18 protein-coding genes are annotated in these 20,108 nt (G+C 70.6%); 10 read left to right on the top strand and 8 right to left on the bottom strand.

The annotated features are described in order from the left end of the window. Positions 1-23: 23 nt before the first annotated feature. Positions 24-503, bottom strand: a complete 480-nt coding sequence (locus AQI94_RS33805; RefSeq protein WP_031055237.1) for an Lrp/AsnC family transcriptional regulator — start codon at positions 501-503, stop codon at positions 24-26. 101 nt (positions 504-604) lie between these two features. Here AQI94_RS33805 and AQI94_RS33800 point away from each other — a divergent pair, with 101 nt between their 5' ends. From AQI94_RS33800 to AQI94_RS33790, 3 genes are all read left to right on the top strand, one after another. Further along, entirely contained in the window at positions 605-1,993 is a 1,389-nt protein-coding gene (locus tag AQI94_RS33800) for a pyridoxal phosphate-dependent decarboxylase family protein (protein WP_062230075.1), read from the top strand. A gap of 300 nt (positions 1,994-2,293) precedes the next feature. Continuing rightward, entirely contained in the window at positions 2,294-3,805 is a 1,512-nt protein-coding gene (locus AQI94_RS33795; RefSeq protein WP_158806368.1) for a bifunctional acyl-ACP--phospholipid O-acyltransferase/long-chain-fatty-acid--ACP ligase, read from the top strand. A gap of 93 nt (positions 3,806-3,898) precedes the next feature. Beyond that, on the top strand, positions 3,899-5,872 hold the full coding sequence (locus AQI94_RS33790) for a WD40 repeat domain-containing protein (RefSeq protein WP_225890360.1): 1,974 nt from the start codon (positions 3,899-3,901) through the stop codon (positions 5,870-5,872). A 47-nt stretch (positions 5,873-5,919) separates the two neighbouring features. Here AQI94_RS33790 and AQI94_RS33785 read toward each other — a convergent pair whose 3' ends face one another. From AQI94_RS33785 to AQI94_RS33770, 4 genes are all read right to left on the bottom strand, one after another. Then, positions 5,920-6,540: an Rv1733c family protein gene (locus AQI94_RS33785; RefSeq protein WP_031055250.1), complete on the bottom strand. Its 621-nt coding sequence runs from the start codon at positions 6,538-6,540 to the stop codon at positions 5,920-5,922. 88 nt (positions 6,541-6,628) lie between these two features. Next, positions 6,629-7,417 (bottom strand): rod shape-determining protein, encoded by a 789-nt coding sequence (locus AQI94_RS33780; protein ID WP_031055252.1) that lies wholly within the window; start codon positions 7,415-7,417, stop codon positions 6,629-6,631. Next, entirely contained in the window at positions 7,414-7,773 is a 360-nt protein-coding gene (locus tag AQI94_RS33775) for a TraR/DksA family transcriptional regulator (RefSeq protein WP_031055256.1), read from the bottom strand. The genes AQI94_RS33780 and AQI94_RS33775 overlap by 4 nt, the downstream gene beginning before the upstream one ends. A 49-nt stretch (positions 7,774-7,822) precedes the next feature. Then, entirely contained in the window at positions 7,823-8,149 is a 327-nt protein-coding gene (locus AQI94_RS33770; protein ID WP_031055259.1) for a TraR/DksA family transcriptional regulator, read from the bottom strand. A 303-nt stretch (positions 8,150-8,452) separates the two neighbouring features. On the opposite strand from AQI94_RS33770, the gene AQI94_RS33765 reads away from it, so the two are divergent. From AQI94_RS33765 to AQI94_RS33740, 6 genes are all read left to right on the top strand, one after another. Beyond that, a complete protein-coding gene (locus AQI94_RS33765; protein WP_031055261.1) occupies positions 8,453-9,406 on the top strand; it encodes a HAMP domain-containing sensor histidine kinase in 954 nt (317 codons plus the stop codon). Beyond that, entirely contained in the window at positions 9,403-10,068 is a 666-nt protein-coding gene (locus AQI94_RS33760; protein WP_031055264.1) for a response regulator, read from the top strand. Before AQI94_RS33765 ends, AQI94_RS33760 begins: the two co-directional genes overlap by 4 nt. Positions 10,069-10,107: 39 nt before the next feature. Then, complete coding sequence (locus AQI94_RS33755) at positions 10,108-10,509, top strand: hypothetical protein (protein ID WP_158806370.1); 402 nt, start codon at positions 10,108-10,110, stop codon at positions 10,507-10,509. 69 nt (positions 10,510-10,578) lie between these two features. Further along, positions 10,579-12,810 carry a protein translocase subunit SecD gene (gene secD / locus AQI94_RS33750; protein ID WP_031055269.1) on the top strand — a complete coding sequence of 744 codons (2,232 nt, stop codon included), beginning with the start codon at positions 10,579-10,581 and terminating at the stop codon, positions 12,808-12,810. A gap of 415 nt (positions 12,811-13,225) precedes the next feature. After that, positions 13,226-13,729 carry a lamin tail domain-containing protein gene (locus AQI94_RS33745; RefSeq protein WP_062230074.1) on the top strand — a complete coding sequence of 168 codons (504 nt, stop codon included), beginning with the start codon at positions 13,226-13,228 and terminating at the stop codon, positions 13,727-13,729. Between the two features lie 160 nt (positions 13,730-13,889). Further along, a complete protein-coding gene (locus tag AQI94_RS33740; RefSeq protein ID WP_318658128.1) occupies positions 13,890-15,044 on the top strand; it encodes an NAD(P)/FAD-dependent oxidoreductase in 1,155 nt (384 codons plus the stop codon). Between the two features lie 80 nt (positions 15,045-15,124). On the opposite strand, the gene AQI94_RS33735 is transcribed toward AQI94_RS33740, so the two are convergent. From AQI94_RS33735 to AQI94_RS33725, 3 genes are all read right to left on the bottom strand, one after another. Beyond that, on the bottom strand, positions 15,125-15,688 hold the full coding sequence (locus tag AQI94_RS33735) for a dihydrofolate reductase family protein (RefSeq protein ID WP_031055736.1): 564 nt from the start codon (positions 15,686-15,688) through the stop codon (positions 15,125-15,127). An 86-nt stretch (positions 15,689-15,774) separates the two neighbouring features. Beyond that, the gene (locus AQI94_RS33730; protein WP_078902886.1) at positions 15,775-16,680 is read right to left on the bottom strand and encodes a tetratricopeptide repeat protein; all 906 of its coding nucleotides are present in this window, start codon (positions 16,678-16,680) and stop codon (positions 15,775-15,777) included. A 143-nt stretch (positions 16,681-16,823) separates the two neighbouring features. Then, positions 16,824-17,138 carry a DUF6980 family protein gene (locus tag AQI94_RS33725; protein WP_031055731.1) on the bottom strand — a complete coding sequence of 105 codons (315 nt, stop codon included), beginning with the start codon at positions 17,136-17,138 and terminating at the stop codon, positions 16,824-16,826. Between the two features lie 351 nt (positions 17,139-17,489). Here AQI94_RS33725 and AQI94_RS33720 point away from each other — a divergent pair, with 351 nt between their 5' ends. Next, positions 17,490-20,096 carry an ABC transporter substrate-binding protein gene (locus AQI94_RS33720; protein WP_158806385.1) on the top strand — a complete coding sequence of 869 codons (2,607 nt, stop codon included), beginning with the start codon at positions 17,490-17,492 and terminating at the stop codon, positions 20,094-20,096. The last annotated feature ends 12 nt before the right edge of the window (positions 20,097-20,108 follow it).

Below are 20,108 nucleotides of genomic sequence, written 5' to 3'. Positions count from 1 at the left end.
CTCAGCATAGGAGCGGCCCTTCCCTAGGCAAGGTCAGGCTTCGCGTGCCGCTCCAGCAGGGACCGGACGCTGAACGGCTGCACCTCCAACAGGACGATGGTGGTGTTGGACCGGACGACCCCGGGCGCTTCCAGCAGCAGGTTCGTGATGCGGTGCAGGTCCTCGGTGTCCCGGGCGACAACGCGGGCGAGCAGGTCGCCGTCGCCGGTGGTGACGAGCAGCTCGACCACCTCCGGAATGCGCAGGATCGCCTCTTGGGTGGGATGCCCCACGCGCTGGCTGATCGAGATCGTGATGAGGGCCAGCAGCGGATAGCCGAGACCCTCGGGTGCCACGCGCCGACTGGGCTCCCTCAGCTGCCCGCTTTCCTCAAGTCGCTTCAGGCGTGCCTGCACGGTGTTGCGGGCCAGACCGAGCCGGTCGGCGAGAGCAACAGTCGTGGCCCGTGGGTCCGCGTCGAGCGCCAGGAGAATCCGGGCGTCAATGCTGTCGACGTTTCGCATGGTGCTCAGTATGGCAGAGGGCTGTCACGCTGTATTGAGCATTCTGCTCAAAAATATTGCTGCATATTGCGCATTACGTTGCGCCTTTCTAGGTTCACGCCATGCAAAAAGCGCAATGCGAGAACACGTCAGCGAACACGACCCCCGACGGCCTCCAGGTGTGGGGTGATGAGGAGGAGATCGTGGCGGCAGCCATCGACTACGCACGGCGACGCATCATGCGGGCCCCGGATCTCGTGGCCGCGGCCCGCCCCGCCGCCGACCTCGCCCTCGCGGCCGGTACCGCCATCACTCCCTGGGGAATGGGCGGCGCCGCGGCCCTCAAACTGTTCGACCAAGTCCTGGCGCCCGCCACCCGCGCCCAGAACGGGTCGACGAACCTCGCGTACATCCCCGCCGCCCCCACCAGGGCCGCGCTCGCCTTCGACGCGGTCACCGGCGCGGCGAACATCTTCGCGGGCACCTGGGAGGCCGGAGCCGGCGCCATCCACGCCGAGAACGAGGCGTTGACCTGGCTGACCCAACTGCTCGGATGGCCCGGCACCGCAGCGGGATGCTTCGTCAGCGGCGGCACCCTGGGCAACCTCTCGGCTCTCATCACAGCACGCGCCGCTGCCGCCGCGTCCCGGCCCCGGCCCACCGACGGCTGGAAGATCGTCTGTGCCGACAGCGCCCACTCCTCGATCCGGTCCGCGGCACAGGCGATGGACGTCAAGGTCGTCACCGCGCCCGTGGACCATCGGGGGCACCTCACCGGAGCCGCCGTGGACACGGTCCTGGACTGCACGACCGGCGTGTTCGCCGTGGTGGCGACCGCCGGGACCACCAATGCCGGTCTGATCGACGACCTCGACGACATCGCCGACTCGTGCGAACGCCACCAGGTGTGGCTGCACGTCGACGGTGCCTATGGCGGGGCGGGCCTGGCGGCACCGAGTGTGCGGCACCGCTACTCCGGCATCGAACGCGCCGACAGCTTCATCGTCGATCCCCACAAATGGCTCTTCGCGCCCTACGACTGCTGCGCGCTCCTCTACCGGGATCCCGCAGCGGCACGCGCCGCGCACAGTCAGTCGGCGCACTATCTCGACGCCATCGACCGCGACGTCCACAATCCGGCGGACCTGGCCTTCCACCTCAGCCGCCGTGCCCGCGGCCTGCCCTTCTGGTTCAGCCTGGCCGTCCACGGAACCGAGCGGTACGCGCGGGCCGTGGAACAGACACTGACCACCAGCCGACTGGTCACCGACGCCATACGCGCCAGCGGCCATCTGCGCCTGACGATCGAGCCCGAGCTGTCCGTCATCCTCTTCGAACGCCCCGGCTGGGGCCCGCAGGACTACGCGGCATGGTCCACCCGGGCCGCCGAAACGGGTGCCATGCTGTGCGTGCCTACCCAGTGGAACGGCACAACGGTTCTGCGCATGGCCTTCGTCAACCCGGAAACGCGTGCCGACGACGTCATCGAGGCACTCTCCACGCTCCGCTAGCTCGATCTGCAACGTCTGAGCCATCGGCCGGTCCGGGCGACGACGCACCTCTTCCCCGACGCCTTCCGATTGAGGCGGCGATCTCCGTAGTTTCACGGATGGCAGGAGACCGCGAAGGCGGAACACTCGGCACGTGAGGGCGACGGACGGCGGCGGGAGATCTCGATCGGCCGAGTGAAGGGGCAGGGAGCAACAGGCATGCCGGACGGGTTGGTCCAGTGGGGGCAGGAGCTTTTCGCGAGGCGCGAAGAGGAGCGACGTCGAGGGCCGGCTCCGGCAGGCGACGTTGGAATGGACCTCATGCCAAGGGGGTTCGAGCCCTGTCTGCTGGCCGTTCTCCGGCTGTCGGTGGGCAGAAACCCGGGTACCTGCCTCACCGACGGGTGGCTGCCGAGGGCGCTCGCCCGCACCGGACACCTCGTCCGCGCGGCAGAGCTGGTGTTCACGATCAGTGACGAGCTCCAGCAGAGCAGCGAGCTTCTGGAGCTGGTGAAAACGGCGGCCGACGCGGGAGACCTGTACGGCGCCCAGGCGTTGGCCGAGTCGATTCCGCTACGGCAGCTGCAGGACCAGGCACTCGTCGCCCTTGTACCGGCCTGGGCCCGCGCCGGCGATCGTGACAGAGCTGTCGCCCTGGCGGAAAGGATTCGCTACCCGCACAACTGGGGGAGAGCGTGGGCCACGCTGGCGAAGGCGGTCGCGGACAGCGGTGACGCCGATGAGGCGCTCAGGTTCGCCGCTCGCGCCGACGACGAGGTGACTTCGTACGCCGTCGACGGGACGGAACAGGTGCTCGCCCTCCTTGTGGAGGTGGCGGTTACCACCGGCGATCATGACAGGGCGGCGGTGCTCGCCGACCGCGTGGAGGACATGACCCGATCACGCAACCCGGCAGGGTGGTCCGAGCCACGGGCCCTGGCGGCGGTGTTGGCCCGCGAAGTGTCGGCAGGAGACCTGAGCCGGCTCGACGCTCTCCTGCGCACCGAACTCGGGCCCTCCGTCGGAGCCGACGCCACGCTGTGCGGGTGGGCACTCGGCGACGCCGCCGGCCAGGACATGGGCCTGGAAGGAGACCTGGACGAGAACGACGCCCTCCCGCTCTCATCCAGATCCCCGCTCTCATCCAGGTCCCCGCTCGACGCCTATGACCTGGCCTGGGTGTTGGACGCGGTCGACGAAACCGCCGACCGAGACGTGGCCCTGGCTCTGGCCGACCGGGTCGAGGCGCTGCTCGGGACGGGCGGCAGCCCTGAGCACGACGTTCTGCTCAGGTCCGTGACCCTCCTGCTGGCCCGTCATGGGCAAGCCGAGCGGGCCACGGTCCTCACCGCCCGGCTCGACGCCGATCTGCGGGTGGGGCGACAGGCGGAGATCGCGGGGGAGTTGGCCCGCCACGGAGACTTGGAAGGGGCTGAGGAAATGGCGCGCGCGATCACCGACGACCGGGCACGGGCCAGGGCTCTGATCCAAGTGGTCCGGGAACTGGCCCGACGCGGCGATCCGGGCCGGGCCGAGGCCCTTGTCCCCTCGATCACCGACCGCTGGGCCCGGGACGAGGCGCTGGTCGCGGTCGTTCGGGAGCTGGCCGGGCAGGGCGATCCCGGCCGTGCCGAGGCCCTCGCCCGCTCGCTCGCCCACCGCGCGACACGGGCCCGCGCGCTGGCCGCGCTCGTTGAACTGTCCGAGCCGTCGCACGCCTTCAGGCTCGCCGCCCAGGTCGTGGCCCTCGACGGCTGGGGCACGGTTCTGCCACTCCTGGAGCGGATCGCGCCCCGCGCAGTAGCGACCGTCGTCGATCAGATGACCAGCTGAGCTGCACCCGCCATTGCTCACCACGATTGCGAGACACACTCGATGATTCCGAAGCTGCCTCTGCACGACCCCCGTTGGCGTGATCTCGGGGGTGTGACAGCCGACGAGGTGGGAGCACTCCTGGAGCAGATGGCGTCCACCGGGGCCGGCGATGAATGGAGGCGGACCTGGACGCAGCTGACCGAAGGCCTGATGGACGACGGAGTCGTCTCCGACGGGACCTACGCGGCCCTGCCGCATCTGGTCGAGGCGGCAGCGGTCCTGCCTCCGGGACAGACCGTGGACTTCTGGGTGGACATGGGCTTCATCATGACCGCGGACTACATGCCACCCGTCCCGGCCGACCTCGCGGCGGGGTTCGGCGCCGCACTGCGCCTGGCCGAACGGGCGGCCACCCGTAGTCTCCTCGTCGCCGGCACACCCGCGCGGAGGTACGCCCGCCTCGCACTGTCCTGCGTAGCCTTCACCGGTCACCACATCGGCCCCGCGCTGCAGCGGCTTCCCGACAGCCAGGACAGCGAGCTCCTGCTGGTGTGCCCCGGGTGCGAAAGCGACACCGAGATCCCCGAGTTCTTCGTGAACCCGGTCCGCCCGCCTGTCGAGGCGCCGGAGCTGCCTGATCCCGCCCCGGTCCGGCGGGCAGAGCATCACTGGGGCGAGGTCGCGGCGGCCCTGGGCCAGGAGACGCCGGGAGAGGGGTGGGCGCCCTTCCTGCGGGTGGCACGCGAGGTCGCGGCGGCGGGCGTGCCCTCCCAGTCACCGGGGCAGGCCGTCCTGTGCCTGGTCGCCGGACTCGTCGCCATCAAGGGCGCCCCGGAACAGGCCGGTGAGGATTGGGGCCGCCAACTGATGTCGCTCACCGGGTACTTCCGCTGCTGGGAGTGCGAGCTGACGTGGACGATCGCTGACGGTCTGGTGGACAATCCGGACGGTGCGCGCTCCCTGGGCCGGCTGGCGGAGGCGTGGACGGACTCCGGCTGGCCGGCTGCCACGGGAGAGTCAGCGTCGGTGAACGGAACGAGTGGAGCAGCGACCCGGTTCCGAAGGGAAGGGACCGCTCTGCTTGCGGCCGACGGCACACCCCACGGTCGTATAGCGGTGTTCTCCGACTCCCCTCCCGGCTCATCCGAGGGCGTCAACTCACTGGCGGTGGTGGCCCGGCCCGGTCGGCCGACGCTCGTGGCCGGTGCCGGCGACAGGGGCACGGTGTGTCTGTGGGACGCCGCCGACGGCCGACTCGTCCATGGACCGCTGCCAGGACATCCGGACGGTATCCGCTCGATGACGGCCCTGCCCCTCGCCGACGGCCGCGTCCTCCTGGCAAGCGGCGGCGACACCGGGACGATCGCCGTGTGGGACCCCGTCACCGGGCGGCCGGTGCGCGAACCGGCCGGCAACTGGCCCGGCGGGGTGACCGGCATGTGTGCCGCGACCGTCCCCGACGGTGAGACCCTGCTCGTCACCGCCACCCCCCGAGGCGCGGTCCGGCTGTGGAATCCGGACACCGGTGCGGCCGTCGGGCGCCTCAATCCGTACGGGAGTCCCATCCGGTCGATCGCCGCGATCCCGGTGTCCGCCGGCCATACGCTGATCGCGGCCGCGGACACCGCGGGCCGCGTTCACATGTGGGATCCGGCCGTCGAGGACCCCTGGGAGCCAGGCGCAGCCGTGCAGTTGAGCGGACGCGCGCTCGACGAGGGCGATCACCGTGCGGCAGCCGTGGCGGCCGTGCCCACTCCTGACGGAATCCTGCTGGCCACTGGAGACGACGGTGGCGTGGTCATGCTGTGGGACCCCGCGACGGGTCGCCCCGTCGGTGACGCCCTCCCCTCCTCGACAGGCACCGCGGGGATTCCTGCGATCACCGCCGCCATGCCGTACGGCGGCCGCACCGTCCTGGTCGTCGGCAACCGATGGGGGCGCAACCTGCGGATATGGGAGCCGGAGAGCGGCACCGTGCGGCACATCGCCATGGATGTGGCGATCACCTGTCTGGCCATCGCAGGCCCCGACCTGGTCGTCGGACACGACCGAGGAGTACTCCGCCTGCCGCTCCCACGGCAGTGAACCGTCAGTCCCCTCGCCGTAGGGGAAAGCGGTGGACGGCGTGCGCGTCAGCGCGAGGTGGTCCAGCGAGGAGCGGTCTCCGCCCAGGCCGTGTCCCAGCGCGCGAGGTTGTGCCGTTCCAGCCTGCGGTGGGCGTAGCCGTACGCGGCGGCGCCCAGGAGAGGTACGGCCATGGCGGCGAGGAGGGCAGAGCCGATGACCCGGTCGCGGATCTGTTCCGTGGTCAGGGGCGGACCGGTGATGCTGCCCTCGGCGTTCACCCACACGCGGACGGTGCTGCCGGCGGTCAGGCCGGGTTCGACGTCGGCCTTCGCCGTGCGGGTCTGTCCTCGTGGGTCGGTGAAGCGCACGGTGGCCGGGTACAGGGTCTTCCTTGCCTCGTGGGATCCCGGCTCCGGATGGCGAGGGGCGTCACGGACCAGCACGGCGGACGTGTGACGCCAATCGGCCTTCTGCTTCTGGGCGGTTGCCGTGTGATGCCGGTGGGCGGTGTGACCGGCCCCCAACACGGCGGCGGGGAGGGCGGCCAGTACGGCCAGGAGCAGGCCGAGGCCGATCCACGCCTGCGCGAGGTCGGAGCGGCGGCGCAGCGGGTTGCGCCGCCAGCGCCACAGCAGGACGCGGGGTGGATCCTCGGGAGGGTGAGCCGGGGGAGTCCCGCGCGTCACGATGTCTCTCCTTCCGTAATGCGAGTGACAGCTCCGTGCTCGGCACGCTCATCGGTCGGTGCAACCGGGCTGGGGCCGGGGCGGTGGTTCAGTGCTGGTGCGCCGAGGTGGAAGGGTGGTGGCGAGCCGTGTGCAGGAGTTTCGCCGCGCCTCGCACCGCAGCGGTGTGCGGGGCCGGGACGGGCCGGACCGGCGCGTGCAGTCGGCCGGTGAGGGCGTAGGTGATGTCCGGCCGCAGCGCGCCACCGCCCGCGAGGAGCGCGCCCCGCCGGAGGGCGTCGAGCGTCTGCGAGGTGTGGTCCTGGTCCAGCATGCCGGTGACCATGGCGACGACCGCGTCGGTGATCCGCGCGGGTGGGGTGAGGCCGTCCAGGTCGCCGGTACCCAGGGCGGTGCAGCGGGCGTCGGTCACCGCGCCGTCGGCGAGGAGGGTCACCTCGGTGAGATGGGCGCCGAGGTCCACGACGAGGAGAGGGCGGGTCAGGTCGGCTTCGGCCGCGACGGCCACGGCACGCGCGGTGGGCACCGTGAGTACGGTGCGCGGGCGCAGGACCTCGACCGCGCTGCGGGCTTGAGCCCGGTAGGCGACACCGCCGAGGACGGGCGTGGTCAGGATGAGCAGCGGGCGGCTGAAGCGGGGCAGCCGGTGACCGAGCAGCCGGTCGAGCATCCGGGCCGTCGCGGGGACGTCGACGATCGTCCCGCGTTGGACGGGATACGTGGCGCCGGGGCCCGCCGAGGTCACCGTGGGCACGTCGAGGATCGTGCGGCGCGGGGAGACCCGCGCTCGGGTGCGGGCGCTGCCCAGATCGAGCGCGATACCAGTGCACTGGCGGCAGGAGGGCCACGAGCGGTGCAGGTCCACAGCCGTGTTCACCGGTAGGCCTCCCTGACCTGCTGGCAGCGGGCGCAGTAGCGGGCCTGCGGCACGATCATGAGCCGCTCGCGGGCGATGGGCCCGCGGCACAGGTGACAGGCCCCGTAGCGCCCCTGGTCCATGCGGTCGAGCGCGGCTTCGACGTCGGTCAGGACCATGCGGGCGGTAGCGGCGAGTCTGACGCGGACCTCGATGTGCGCGGCGCCCTGCCGTTCGGGTACGGCGTTGGCTTCGGCCGAGAGCTGCTGCAGCTGTTCCCGGCGGAAGAGCCGTTGCTCGTGCAGGTTCTCGCGCAGCGCGGCGAAGTCCTCGATCGTCAGTGCGGTGTTGCGGTCGTCGATGGTCTGGTGGTTCACCGAGTCACCCCCTGGACGGGACGGACGAGGAAGGGCGGACGGACGCCGGTCAGCCGGCACTGCGCTGGCAGGGCACGCAGAACGGTGTGTAGGGCAGGATCTCCAGGCGCTCGACCGGGATCGGCTTCGAGCAGGTGAGGCAGACGCCGTAGGTGCCGTCCTGGACACGGGCGACGGCGGCCTCGACCTCCGCGAGAACGCGCCGGACGGTGTCCTTCTGCGCGGACATCACCTGTTCCTCCGCGTCGGGCCCGGCGTCGCCGATGGCCCGCAGCTGGGTCAGGCGGGAGGATCGCTCGTGCTGCAGACGCTGGAGGGCCTCGTGCGCGGTCAGCCGCTCACGGGGGACTTCGGTCTGGGACGTGTCGAGCGGCATGGCGGTCCTGCTTTCCACGAGGAGGTCGGCGGCCCAGGAGGTCGGGTCGTGCCTCCACCGTGGCCGCATCGCCGGGTAAAACCCATCGGGCGCGATACCCATCTGTGGCGCGGCTCGGCACCCACCGGCGCGTGGGCAGGCCGGGCGGGAGAAATGGGCATTGGAGCCCATCGACGGGGCGGCATCCGGCGGGCAACCTGGACAGCAGGCCGGTCAGGACCAGTCGACGCAGCTCATGCTCGGGACGCGAGGTGACCGACAGTAGAGGCGGAGCCGTGTCTCACGAGGAAAGGCGCCACCCCGATGTCCCTGTTCTGGCGGATCTTCGCCCTCAACGCGGTCGTGCTGGGAAGCGCCACCGCGCTGCTGCTGTGGGCGCCGGTGACCGTCTCCGTGCCGGTGGTGCTGACCGAGGCGGTCATCCTCGTGGCCGGCCTGGTGGTCATGCTCGTCGCCAACGCGGCCCTGCTGCGGATCGGCCTGGCCCCGCTCGATCGGCTCACGCGCCTGATGGCCACCGTCGATCTGCTGCGCCCCGGGCAACGCCTGCCGGAAGGCGGCCGGGGCGAGACCGCCGATCTGATCCGCACCTTCAACGCCATGCTCGAACGCCTCGAACACGAACGGGCCTCCAGCAGTGCCCGCGCCCTGTTCGCTCAGGAGGCCGAGCGCCGCCGTATCGCCCAGGAACTGCACGACGAGGTGGGCCAGAGCATGACCGCGATCCTGCTGGCCCTGGAGCGGGCCGCCGACGAGGCGGAAGAGCCCCTGCGCGGTGAACTGCGGCAGGCGCAGGAGATCACCCGGGGGAGCCTGGACGAAGTACGGCGTCTCGTACGACGGCTGCGGCCCGGCGTGCTTGAAGACCTCGGCCTGGTCAGCGCGCTGACCTCGCTGACCAGCGAGTTCGCCACCCATGTAGGGCTGCGTGTGGTGCGCCGCTTCGAGGCCGGCCTGCCCGTGCTGGAGCAGCAGACGGAGCTGGTGCTGTACCGCGTCGCCCAGGAAGCGCTCACCAACGCGGCCCGTCACGCCGAGGCGGGCCAGGTCGAGGTGAGCCTGCACCACACCGACGAGGCGGTGGTGCTGTCCGTGGCCGACGACGGCCGCGGCACCGGCGCCGCCCCCGAAGGCGCCGGGATGCGCGGAATGCGCGAGCGGGCCCTGCTGATCGGGGCCACTCTGGACGTCATCTCGCAGCCACAGGCCGGAACCACGCTCCGGCTGACCGTGCCCCTCCCCAGGAAGCAGCCATGACCACGCCCCACACCTCCGTGATCCGCATCCTTCTCGCCGACGACCACGCGCTGGTACGGCGCGGAGTGCGGCTCATCCTCGACCGGGAGCCGGACCTTGAGGTCGTCGCCGAGGCCGGGGACGGCGCGGAGGCCGTCGAGCTGGCCCGTACCCACGAAATCGACCTCGCGGTGATGGACATCGCCATGCCCCGGATGACCGGCCTCCAGGCCACCCGGGAGCTTCTCGCGCTGAAGCCGGGAGTGCGGGTGCTGATGCTGACGATGCACGACAACGAGCAGTACTTCTTCCAGGCGTTGAAGGCCGGCGCCGGCGGATACGTGCTGAAGTCCGTGGCCGACCGCGACCTGGTGGCGGCGTGCAGGGCCGCCATGCGGGACGAGCCGTTCCTGTACCCGGGCGCGGTCACGGCGCTGATCCGCAACTACCTCGACCGGGTCCGCCACGGCGAGGAGCCGCCCGAGCAGGTGCTGACCGCGCGCGAGGAAGAGGTCCTCAAACTCGTGGCCGAGGGGCACTCCTCCAAGGAGATCGCCGAGATGCTCTTCATCAGCATCAAGACCGTCCACCGCCACCGGGAGAACCTCCTGCACAAGCTCGGCCTGCGGGACCGGCTGGAACTCACCCGGTACGCGATCCGCGCCGGCCTCATCGAGGCCTGAGCGGGCAGTCACCGACGGGGCGGCGGGGAGGGAGGGGAGATGGCCAGGTCCGGGTATGCCCATGAGCGCCTGAGGGGCTCGGCTGCGGCTGCGATGTGGGCCGTCCTGCTCACCGTCGTCGTCACCCTGCTCGGTTCCTCCACCCTGAGCGGCGGGCACTCCCTCACCGGGGGCGATCCGGTGTCCGCTGCCGCGGGGCAGCACCGGGAGCCGCATGCGGACGACGCGGACCCGGCCGTCGCCTCCGCCGCGATACGAAACCAGGGCGACGCGACCGCCGAGCGGCATGCCCCGCTCGCCTCCGTCCAGAGCGCCCCGCCCGGCGCGCAGGGCGGCTTCCGCCCCGCGCGGCCCCCATGCACGGCGGACGGACCGCCTGTGCCGCAGCACCAGGCACACCATCACGGGGTACGGGCCCCGCCCGCGACCTCCGGCATCTGAACCCCCGTCCCCTTCCCTTTCCCGGCCGCACTCCCGCGGCGGCCGCGGTGTGCCTGCCGGAGGCCCCTTGTGACCCGACCCGCGCGCATCAGAGGGCTGGTCGCCCTCGCTGCCGTAGCCCTGTCCCTGTACGTCGCGCTCACCGTCCCCGTCCACCTCGGACTCGATCTGCGGGGCGGCACCCAGATCGTGCTGGAGACCCGCCCCACCGCCGATACCGATGCCGACAGTGAGACGACGGACCGCACGGTGGAGGTGCTGCGCGGCCGGATCGACGCGCTCGGTGTCGCCGAGCCCACCATCGCGCGGTCCGGCAGTGACCGGATCGTCGTCGAACTGCCCGGTGTGCAGGACCCCCGCAAGGCGGCCGACGTGCTCGGCCGTACCGCCCAGCTCACGTTCCACCAAGTGCTGGGCACGGCGGCCGACGCCGAGGACCTGCCCGACCCGCTGCCCAAACGGCCCCGCCAGCAGGTGCTGCCCGACGAGTCCGGCCGCCACCTGCGCCTGGCGGCACCCGCGCTGACCGGCAAGGACGTCGACAAGGCGGCCGCCGGCTTCGACCAGCAGGGCGGCGGTGGATGGCACGTCACCGTCGACTTCGAGAAGACGGGCGGGAGCGGCTGGGCCCGCCTGACCGGCGAGGCCGCCTGCCACACGCCCGGTGATCCGGCCCGCCGGGTCGCCATCGTCCTCGACGGCAAGATCATCTCCTCGCCCCAGGTCGACCCGTCCGTGGCCTGCGGGTCCGGGATCGGCGGCGCCACGACCCGGATCACCGGAAGCTTCGACGACACCGAGGCCAAGGAACTGGCCCTGCTCATCAACGGCGGCGCGCTGCCGGTACCGGTCGAGACCGTCGAGCAGCGCACCGTCGGCCCCACCCTGGGCGCCGAAGCCATCTCGGCCAGCGCCTGGGCCGCCGCTCTCGGCACCACGGTGACCGCGCTGTTCGTCATCGCCGTCTACCGCGTCCTGGGCGTCCTCGCCGCCGTGGCACTGCTCTGCTACGGCCTCGTCTCCTACGCGGCTCTCGCGGCCCTGGGCGCCACCCTCACCCTGCCCGGTCTCGCCGGTTTCGTGCTGGCCATCGGGATGGCGGTCGACGCCAACGTGCTCGTCTTCGAGCGAGCCAGGGAGGAGTACGCCTCCCGGGACCGGCCCACCGCGCGATCGGCCCTCGCCGCCGGGTTCCGCGGGGCTTTCAGCGCCGTGGCCGACTCCAACATCACCACATTGATCGCCGCCGGACTGCTGTTCTTCCTCGCCTCCGGACCCGTGCGCGGATTCGGTGTGACGCTGGGCATCGGAGTGCTCGCCTCCATGCTGAGCGCTCTGGTCATCACCCGGGCTCTCGCCGACCATGCCGTGGCCCGCCCCGCTCTGCGCCGCCGCCCCCGACTGACCGGCATCGCCCACATCGGGGCCGTGCGCGAGCGCCTCAACCGCACCCGCCCGAACCTGATGCGCCACCCGCGCCGATGGCTCGCCGCCTCGGCCGCCGCCCTGGTCCTGGCCGCCTCCGGCATCGCGGTGCGCGGCCTCGACCTCGGCGTCGAGTTCACCGGCGGCCGTCTCATCGCCTACAGCACCACCACCCCTGTCGACGCCGACCGGGCCCGTGGCGCGCTCGCCGACGCCGGTTTCCCCCGGGCCGTCGTCCAGACCTCCGGCGAACACCAACTCACCGTGCGCACCCACAACTTGAGCAACACCGAAGCGGCAACCGTCACCGCCACGGTCACCGACGTGGCGCAGGGAGCGCAGAAGATCCGCGACGAAGCGATCGGGCCCAGTCTCGGCAAGGAACTGCGCCACGGCGCCCTCATCGCCCTCGCCGTCGCCCTCGGCGCCCAACTCGTCTATCTCGCGGCACGTTTCCGCTGGCTGCTGGGCAGCTCCGCGGTCGCCGCCCTCGCACACGACGTCGTGATCCTCGTGGGCGTCTTCGCCTGGCTGGGCAAGCCCGTCGACGGCGTCTTCCTGGCCGCGCTGCTGACCGTCATCGGGTACTCCGTCAACGACTCCGTCGTCGTCTTCGACCGGATCAGGGAACTGACCCGCCGCACGAAGGGGAAGCCCTTCGTCGGCATCGCCAACCAGGCGCTCCTCCAGACCCTGCCCCGCACCGTCAACACCGGTATGGGCGCCGCGTTCATCCTGACCGCACTGGCCGTCCTCGGCGGCGACACCCTGACCGACTTCGCCCTCGCCCTCCTCATCGGCTGCGCGGTGGGCACGTACTCCTCGATGTTCACGGCCACCCCTCTGGCCGTCGAACTGCACAAGCGTCGTACATAGCCCTCTGGTGTTCGTGCCGGACGCATCGCGTGAGCGCCTTTTCGGTCGCGGTGGCTGTTACTCACTTTCGGGTGATGGATCGCACGGGGCCGGGGTGGCGCATCCTGGCGATCGGACGGGTGCGGGCAAGGCGCGCACCGGTCGGTGATCCCGTAGGGCGTCAACCTGGTGAGTTCGGCACATAAATGGACGATGCACCCAAGGGTCATAGCAATGTGGCTGAAAGGTAATGGAGTGCTCATACCGGGTTCACGATCTGAAAGTTGTGGCCATGGTGTGGGTGTGCGGCCGACCGGCCGCCACCCGCACACCGCACCCGCTCGTTCCGTCCGGAACACCACCGGAACTCCGGAGCAGGCAGGTGCCCGTACAGCCAGGGGGCTTTGTGTCTTCTTCCACTGTGACCGCCCGTCGGATGTCCTCCGCCGCTCTCGCGGCCGCCGCGATCGTCGGGGCGGTGGCGCTGCCGGCGTCGGCTGCCGACCACGCCCGGCCCCAGCGTCCGAAGGTGGAGATCAGCGCGGTCCAGTACGACGCGCCGGGCCGCGAGGACCGCTCGCGGCGCTCGCTGAACAAGGAGTGGGTGGAACTCACCAACACCACACGGCGCACGGTCAACCTCGACGGCTGGACGCTGAGGAACGAGCACGGCGACACCTACACCTTCCACCACTACCGCCTGGAGGGCCGCGCCACGGTCCGTATCCACACCGGCTACGGCCACGACACCGACTCCGACCTCTACCAGGACCGCAACGACCAGGTGTGGGACAACTACTCCGACACCGCCACCCTGCGCAACGACCACGACCGCTTCATCGACGACGAGTCCTGGGGCGGACGCCACCACCGCGGCGGCGGCCACGGCGGCGGTCACCACGGTGGCGGCGAGCACCGGCACGGCGACATCCGCCACTGACCCGCCAGGGCATCCGCCACACCGGATGATGCCCGCGCGATGAACGCCAGGGCCCCGGCCGGTTGCACCGGCCGGGGCCCTTCACTGCCAGGGGGCGCCGAGGCTTCCCCTGGCTCGTGGACGTCTGGAGACTGGGACATGCGGTTCCAGAAGACGTGCCGTGAGGTCGTCGGTGACCTGGGAAGGGGCGTGCGTGAGCATCGGGTCCGGAAAACGGCCTGAGCGCGTTGCCGTCATCGGTGTGGGTGTTCTCGGAGCCGGTGTGGGATGGAACCTGTCCCGGCAGGGCGCCGAAGTGGTCTTCATCGACGCACTCCAGCCGGGCGAAGGCGTCACCAACTGGTCCTTCGCGTGGGTCAATGCCAGCAACAAGACGGTGCGCAAGTCCTACTTCGACCTGAACGTCGCGGGCATGGCAGCCCATCGTGAGCTTGCCGGGACCATCGGGCCGGACTCATGGTGGTTTCCCAGCGGCCATCTGCGCTGGGCGGACGATCCCACAGCCGAGACGAAGCTGCTGGAAACCGCCGAGCTGCTGGCCAGTTGGGAGTACCGGGTCGAGGTGTTCACCGGAGCCGAGGCCCGCCGCCTCGAACCTGCTCTCGCGATGCCCGGCGAGGTGCCGGTCGTGTGCTACCCGGACGAAGCCTGGGTGCACGGACGTCATCTGGTAAGCAGCCTGGTCGGCCGGGCCGTTGAAGCCGGCGCCGAACTGCGGTCCGGCACCGCGGTCTGTGACATCAGCACCCGCACCGACGGAAGCGTCCAGACCGTCGCCCTGTCCGACGGGACCCGTCTCGACGTCGACATCGTCGTGAACGCGGCGGGCCCCCATGCCGCAAACGTCGCCGCGCTCGTCGCACGGCAGCTGCCGATGCGCCGGGAACCCGGTCTCGTCACCCGGATCGACTGCGCCCGGGTACCGATCGGCCGGGTGATGCACGCGCCCCACATCGAGATCCGCCCCGACGGGGACGCTTCGATGGTCCTCCACAGCCGCGAGATCGACGCACTCATCGACACAGGCGAGGACCCATCGGAACTCGCCCGCATGCTCCACGAATCGGCGCGGAACGTCGTTCCCGAGCTCGGCAGCTCGCGCATCGCGGAGACACGGACAGCCCACCGGCCGATCCCGGCCGACGGATTCCCCTCGGTGGGAGGGGTGCCGTCGGTACCGGGCTACTACGAGGCCGTCTCCCACAGCGGCATCACCCTCGGCCCGGTCATCGGCCGGCTGCTGGCCACGGAGATCGTCAGCGGGAGGAGAGACGCGATGCTGGCGGACTTCCGCCCGGAACGGTTCCCTTCCTGACAGCCCGGGCGAGCGGCAAGTCGAAGGCGTGGAACCCCTGGCTCGGCACTCGACCAGCGGTGAAGAACAGGATCGGGCACTCAGCGCCTGGTCACGTACCTGGTCAGGAGTACGCCGTCGGGAAACGCCCGGGTCTCCACCAGGCTCAGGTTCACCCAGTTGTCCAGGGCCGTGAAGAACGGCGTGCCGCCGCCCACCAGGACCGGATGGGTGACGATCGCGTACTCGTCGACCAGCCCGGCCCGCATGGCCGCCGCGGCGAGTGTGGCGCCGCCGATGTCCATCGGGCCGTCGTCGTCGGCCTTGAGCCTGGTGATCTCGGTGACGGCATCTCCGGTGACCAGACGGGTGTTCCAGTCGACAGCGCCGGTCGTGGAGGAGAACACCACCTTCGGCATGTCCCGCCAGCGACGGGCGAACTCGATCGCCGCCGGTGTGGCCCCCGGCTGTTTGTCGGCGGTCGGCCAGTGGGAGCTCATCGTCTCCCACAGCTTGCGCCCGTACAGCGCCAGGCCGGTCGCGTCCACCCGGTCGGACCACCACTGGAACAGCTCGTCGCTCGGCACGCTCCAGCCGAGGTCGTCGCCGGGCGCGGCGATGTAGCCGTCCAGGCTCATGTTCATGCCGAAGGTCAGTTTCCGCATGGCGTCAGGCTCCCGTGAGTCGGTATTCGGCATACAGACCAGCACGGCCCGCAATTCTCATCGGTCACGCCACACCGGGGGCGGGTTCACCTGTCCTGCATACGGCGGGCCGCAGCGACGAGTTCGGCGGGCAGGTCGGGGCCGGCACAGGCGTGATCGATGAGCAGGTCTCGGTACGAGTCGTGCGGCAACTGCTGTGCCAGTTCGATGAGTTCGCTCAGTGCGGCGGGCGATCCGGTGAGCCGTGCGCGGTAGGCGGCCCCGGCCGCGCGAAGCGTGAGTTCAGCAGGGGCGAGTTTCAAAGCACGGTCGACAAGGTGGACGGCGCCGGTGAAGTCGCCCTGCTCGGCTCGGACATCGGCTAGATCGAGATAGAGCGACCAGTTGGCCGGGTCCAGGTCGAGAGCGCGCTCGAAGGCCGCCACGGTCTGTTCCGGGTCACCCACCTTGCGCCAAGTCCCTGCTCGCACGACTTCCGTCAGCATGATCCGCTCGATGGAGTCCGCCTGGTCGCAGAGGGCAAAGGACGCGTCGACGAGACCGCATGTGCGCAGCAGGATCGCCATCTTGGCCAACGGCTCCGGCGACGGCCGGCGGGCAGAGACCACCTCGATGGCATGGAACCAGGGGCGGAAGCGTTCCCGCATGCTCTCGGTGTCCAGGTCGTGCCCGTAGTCCATCGTTCGCATCGCTGCCTCGGCCAAGGCGTCGGCGCTGACCGTACCGAGAAATCGTGCGTCACCGAACCAGGGGGCCCTGCCCCACGCGATGTCGGGTTGCACACCCGTGACCGCCCCGATCGCGAGCGCGGCGCCGTCCATGTCGTCCTGCAGGAAACGGATGTAGGACTGTGCCAGTACCGTCCTCAAGGAGTGGGCATCCCGGGTGAGTTCGGACAGCTCCGCCGGCTTGGCCCTCCACAACTCGGCAAGAACCGCATAGGGCTCAGGATCCTCGGGCGCCGAGGCGATGGCACCCACGACATAGTGCACGGATGCCTCCGGGCTGCCCCCGCAATGCGCCATCACCCGCGTGAGACCTACTCCAGCTGCCACCGACCGATTCGACACGGTCCGACAATATCCGGAGTCACCGGGGGCGGGTCTCGGCGGTGGCTTGACGGGCGGTTGGTCGGTCAGTCCCCAGGCACGGCGGCGAGCCAGCGGTCGTCCTGGAACTCGGCAGGGACTTCGTCCTCCCACGGATCGATCCCACGGCGTTCCAGCTCGTCGAACCACCGGTCCCGCTGTGACTCGGGGAGACGCCGTCCGCACCAGGGGCAGAAGCTGACGGTGATGCTCGACGTGCCGCCGTCGTGGACGATCAGTCCGTACTCCTGGAACCTGGCACTGAAGTCGATCAGCGCGTCCGGGCAGGCGAAGGGGTCGTCGTGCTGGTCACAGGGCACGTTCACGCGGCGGCTCATCGCCTCGCAGCAGTGGTTGGTCATGACCTCGGTTTCTCGTTCATCGGCGATATGCCGGAAGTAGATCACGGTCTGTGCCGCTCATCACCTGAGACCGCGACATCGACTCGAGTTGGATCAACCGCGGTGTCATGGCGCGGAGGGAAGAAGCCTGGCCGCCACACAACGACAACGACGGAGCGAACCCCGGTCGATCTCTGGGGCGATCGCGATGATCAGAAGCTCTCACCTCCACATGTACGGATCGGATCAGGTCACTGACTGACGCTTTCGAGCAGTTTCGGCCGAATCCGATGACGGGACACGGGGGAACCTGCACGGCGAGATCATCCCTTCCCAAGAGCAGCACCACCGCAGGAAACAGGGGGACGGTCCATGTCAATCCCATCTCTCGCGCACGCGATTGACTTCGTGGAGGCCCTGGACTCACAGGTCGGACAGCCGAGCCACGGCCGCGAACTGCCGGTGATCCTCCTGTGGGACGACGAGGGCGGGCCGGGGCACGCCAGTGCCTTCGTCTCGGGATACGCCGGCCGGCTCACGGAGAACCACGACGGGCCCTACCTCGTGCCCCGCTCCGTCGTGGGCCCCCCACCACCGCCGGAGGAACGGACCGGGAGTCCGCACCCGGACCACTCCCGGCCTGACGTCGAACTCCTCGAACTCCTCGTCACGGACTGGAAGAACACCATGCCGCGGCACACCGGAAGGCTGCGCACACCCGCCTTCCAGGTCTGCCTCGACGTTCTCGACGCACGGATGCCGAGCAGTGACGCGGCGGATTCGGGCGCGGGTGCCCCGCGGGACCCGCACCATGTCATGGCCCAGGCTCTGTGGACGGCTTGGGAGCAGCGCACCCCGGTCCTCGGCGCCGTGGGGCAGACGTTGGGCAACGCCGCGTGGCCCGGATGGGTGGCGGGCATCTGGACCGTGGTCCTGTCGTGGCCGCTGCGGGTGTGGCATCGAGGGCGGCTGAACAGACGTATGCGCTGGTACGCCCGTCGGATGTCCAGCGCCGGCCTGGCCGCGCGGGACTTCGTGCAGGCCGCGACCAGACTGCGCACCGCGGATGCGGACCAGCAGCGGCTGTTGCGGATGAACCTGCTCGCGGAAGCGCTGTTCCGGGATCTGTCCGAGGCCGTCGGCCCCAGCCGGTTTCGGCCCTGGCGCCGTCGCAGGGTCTGGCCCTTCGTCCTGCTGGTGCCCGATCTCACGGGCCCCCAGGCCACCGCGGTGGAGCAGTTCCTCCAGGTCCACCGCGAACTCGTCGCCCAGGGCGTGCGTCCGCCGCTGCTGATTCTCGCGGGACGACGGGGCGAGCCCGCGGACCCGGACGCGGTCCCGGCGCTCGACCTGGAACAGGCCGCGGCGGCCCTGCGGAACCTGGGAAGCGGGCCGGCGAACACCCCGGCACCCCGCCGCATCACGGTACGGATCGCGGACGGGCCCGAGCAGCCGGACGTGGCCCGGCACCTCAAGCTCCAGGCCAAGGTGACACCCCACGAGGTCAGCGCGTTGCGTGCGCACGCGGGATGGGTCGGTCCGGCCCTGGCGCTGGTCCTGCTGTGCTCGGTGGGGTTCGCGTGCCGCGACCAGGTGCGGGCGATCGGGTCCACGCCGGTCACCGACGACCGACCCCACACCGCGCAGGCGGCCCACGATCCCTGCCCCGGCACCCGGCGTGCGGGCAGGGAGATCGTGGGCGTCGACACCGAGACCGAGGGCTGCTACTTCACGAGCACCGAGGACTCCCTGCTGCGTGACCTCCAGGACCGGATCCGCAGCCAGAACGCCGCGGTCGAAGGAAACCACCGCACGGTGGTGTTCCTGGCCCCCCTGACCGCAGATCCGCGGGCGCGCACCGAGCAACTCGTCCCCGCCGGTGTGCTCCAGCTCCAGGGCGCCGTAGCGGCACAGAAGACCTGGAACGAGCAGGCTCTCGTCAACCAGGACAAACCGATGCTCAAGATCCTTGTGGCCAACACCGGCTTCGCCTTCGGCCGGGGACGGGAGGTCGCACGGCAGGTCAGGCGGCTGGCGGCGAAGGACGCCACCCTGTCCGCGGTGATCGGCATCACCCAGAGCCGTCAGGAATCCGTGGACGCCATCAACGACCTCGGCCCCGGCATGCCCGTCATCGGAGCCTCCGTCACCGGGGACTTCATGGCCCAGGAGGCACGCAACTTCTTCCACACCCAGCCGACCAACGAACGTATGGCCGAGGTCATGGCACGGCGCGCGATCGAACGGCACAGCCGGAAAGCGCTGATCATCTACGACCGCGAGGACCGCTACAGCCAGGAACTGCACGACGACCTCGCCGGGCGTCTCGGAGGAGCCCACATCAGGGTCGAGGACCCGTGGTTCGCCCAGGTCCCGGCTCCCCGGCCCGGCAGCGACGGCGCCACCGCTCTGGGGCTGCCGGACCTCGCCGACAGCATCTGCACCCTGCACAAGGAGCACGGCACCACTTTCTACGCCGCCCGCGGCTCCCAGCTTCCGAAGGTGCTCGCGGAGGTGCAGAACGCCTGCGGCGGGGACGGCACGACCAAGTCCTCTCCGGTCCCCGTCGTCGCCTCCGACGTGAACACGCTGATCGACTTCAAGCCCGTACCCGAATGGGCGGAGCTGTACAAATACCCCGCGGTGAACCTGTATTACGTGTCCTTCTCCGACAAGCCCGTCCTGAACGGCCCCGAGGGCGGGAGCGACTACTCCACCGGCCAGGACTCCTTCCGCGCGGCCGCCGCCGCCATCACGCGGGCCTACGCGGAATCCGGGGGCTCGGCCTCGCCGTCGAACGTGCTCCAGGCCCTCCGCGGCCACGTCGTCGTCCGGGACGGCATCGCTCCGGACCGCCCGTTCACCCTGCCCCTCGACCGGCAGGAGCGCACGAGTCGCCCGATCTTCCTGTGCCTGGCCCCGCACGCCCCGACCGTGGACAGCCACGCGCACTGCGCTCCCGGCAACCGGACGAGGTGAGGCGTTCCATGT

The organism is Streptomyces pseudovenezuelae (assembly GCF_001513955.1).
Lineage (GTDB): Bacteria > Actinomycetota > Actinomycetes > Streptomycetales > Streptomycetaceae > Streptomyces > Streptomyces pseudovenezuelae.
This window is presented reverse-complemented; position numbering and strand designations above follow the sequence as displayed.

Coding starts and splice junctions, on each gene's coding strand:
- AQI94_RS33805 (WP_031055237.1), bottom strand. CDS start 503: ATGCGAAACGTCGACAGCATTGACGCCCGGATTCTCCTGGCGCTCGAC.
- AQI94_RS33800 (WP_062230075.1), top strand. CDS start 605: ATGCAAAAAGCGCAATGCGAGAACACGTCAGCGAACACGACCCCCGAC.
- AQI94_RS33795 (WP_158806368.1), top strand. CDS start 2,294: ATGCCAAGGGGGTTCGAGCCCTGTCTGCTGGCCGTTCTCCGGCTGTCG.
- AQI94_RS33770 (WP_031055259.1), bottom strand. CDS start 8,149: ATGCCGCTCGACACGTCCCAGACCGAAGTCCCCCGTGAGCGGCTGACC.
- AQI94_RS33765 (WP_031055261.1), top strand. CDS start 8,453: ATGTCCCTGTTCTGGCGGATCTTCGCCCTCAACGCGGTCGTGCTGGGA.
- AQI94_RS33760 (WP_031055264.1), top strand. CDS start 9,403: ATGACCACGCCCCACACCTCCGTGATCCGCATCCTTCTCGCCGACGAC.
- AQI94_RS33755 (WP_158806370.1), top strand. CDS start 10,108: ATGGCCAGGTCCGGGTATGCCCATGAGCGCCTGAGGGGCTCGGCTGCG.
- AQI94_RS33745 (WP_062230074.1), top strand. CDS start 13,226: ATGTCCTCCGCCGCTCTCGCGGCCGCCGCGATCGTCGGGGCGGTGGCG.
- AQI94_RS33735 (WP_031055736.1), bottom strand. CDS start 15,688: ATGCGGAAACTGACCTTCGGCATGAACATGAGCCTGGACGGCTACATC.
- AQI94_RS33725 (WP_031055731.1), bottom strand. CDS start 17,138: ATGACCAACCACTGCTGCGAGGCGATGAGCCGCCGCGTGAACGTGCCC.
- AQI94_RS33720 (WP_158806385.1), top strand. CDS start 17,490: ATGTCAATCCCATCTCTCGCGCACGCGATTGACTTCGTGGAGGCCCTG.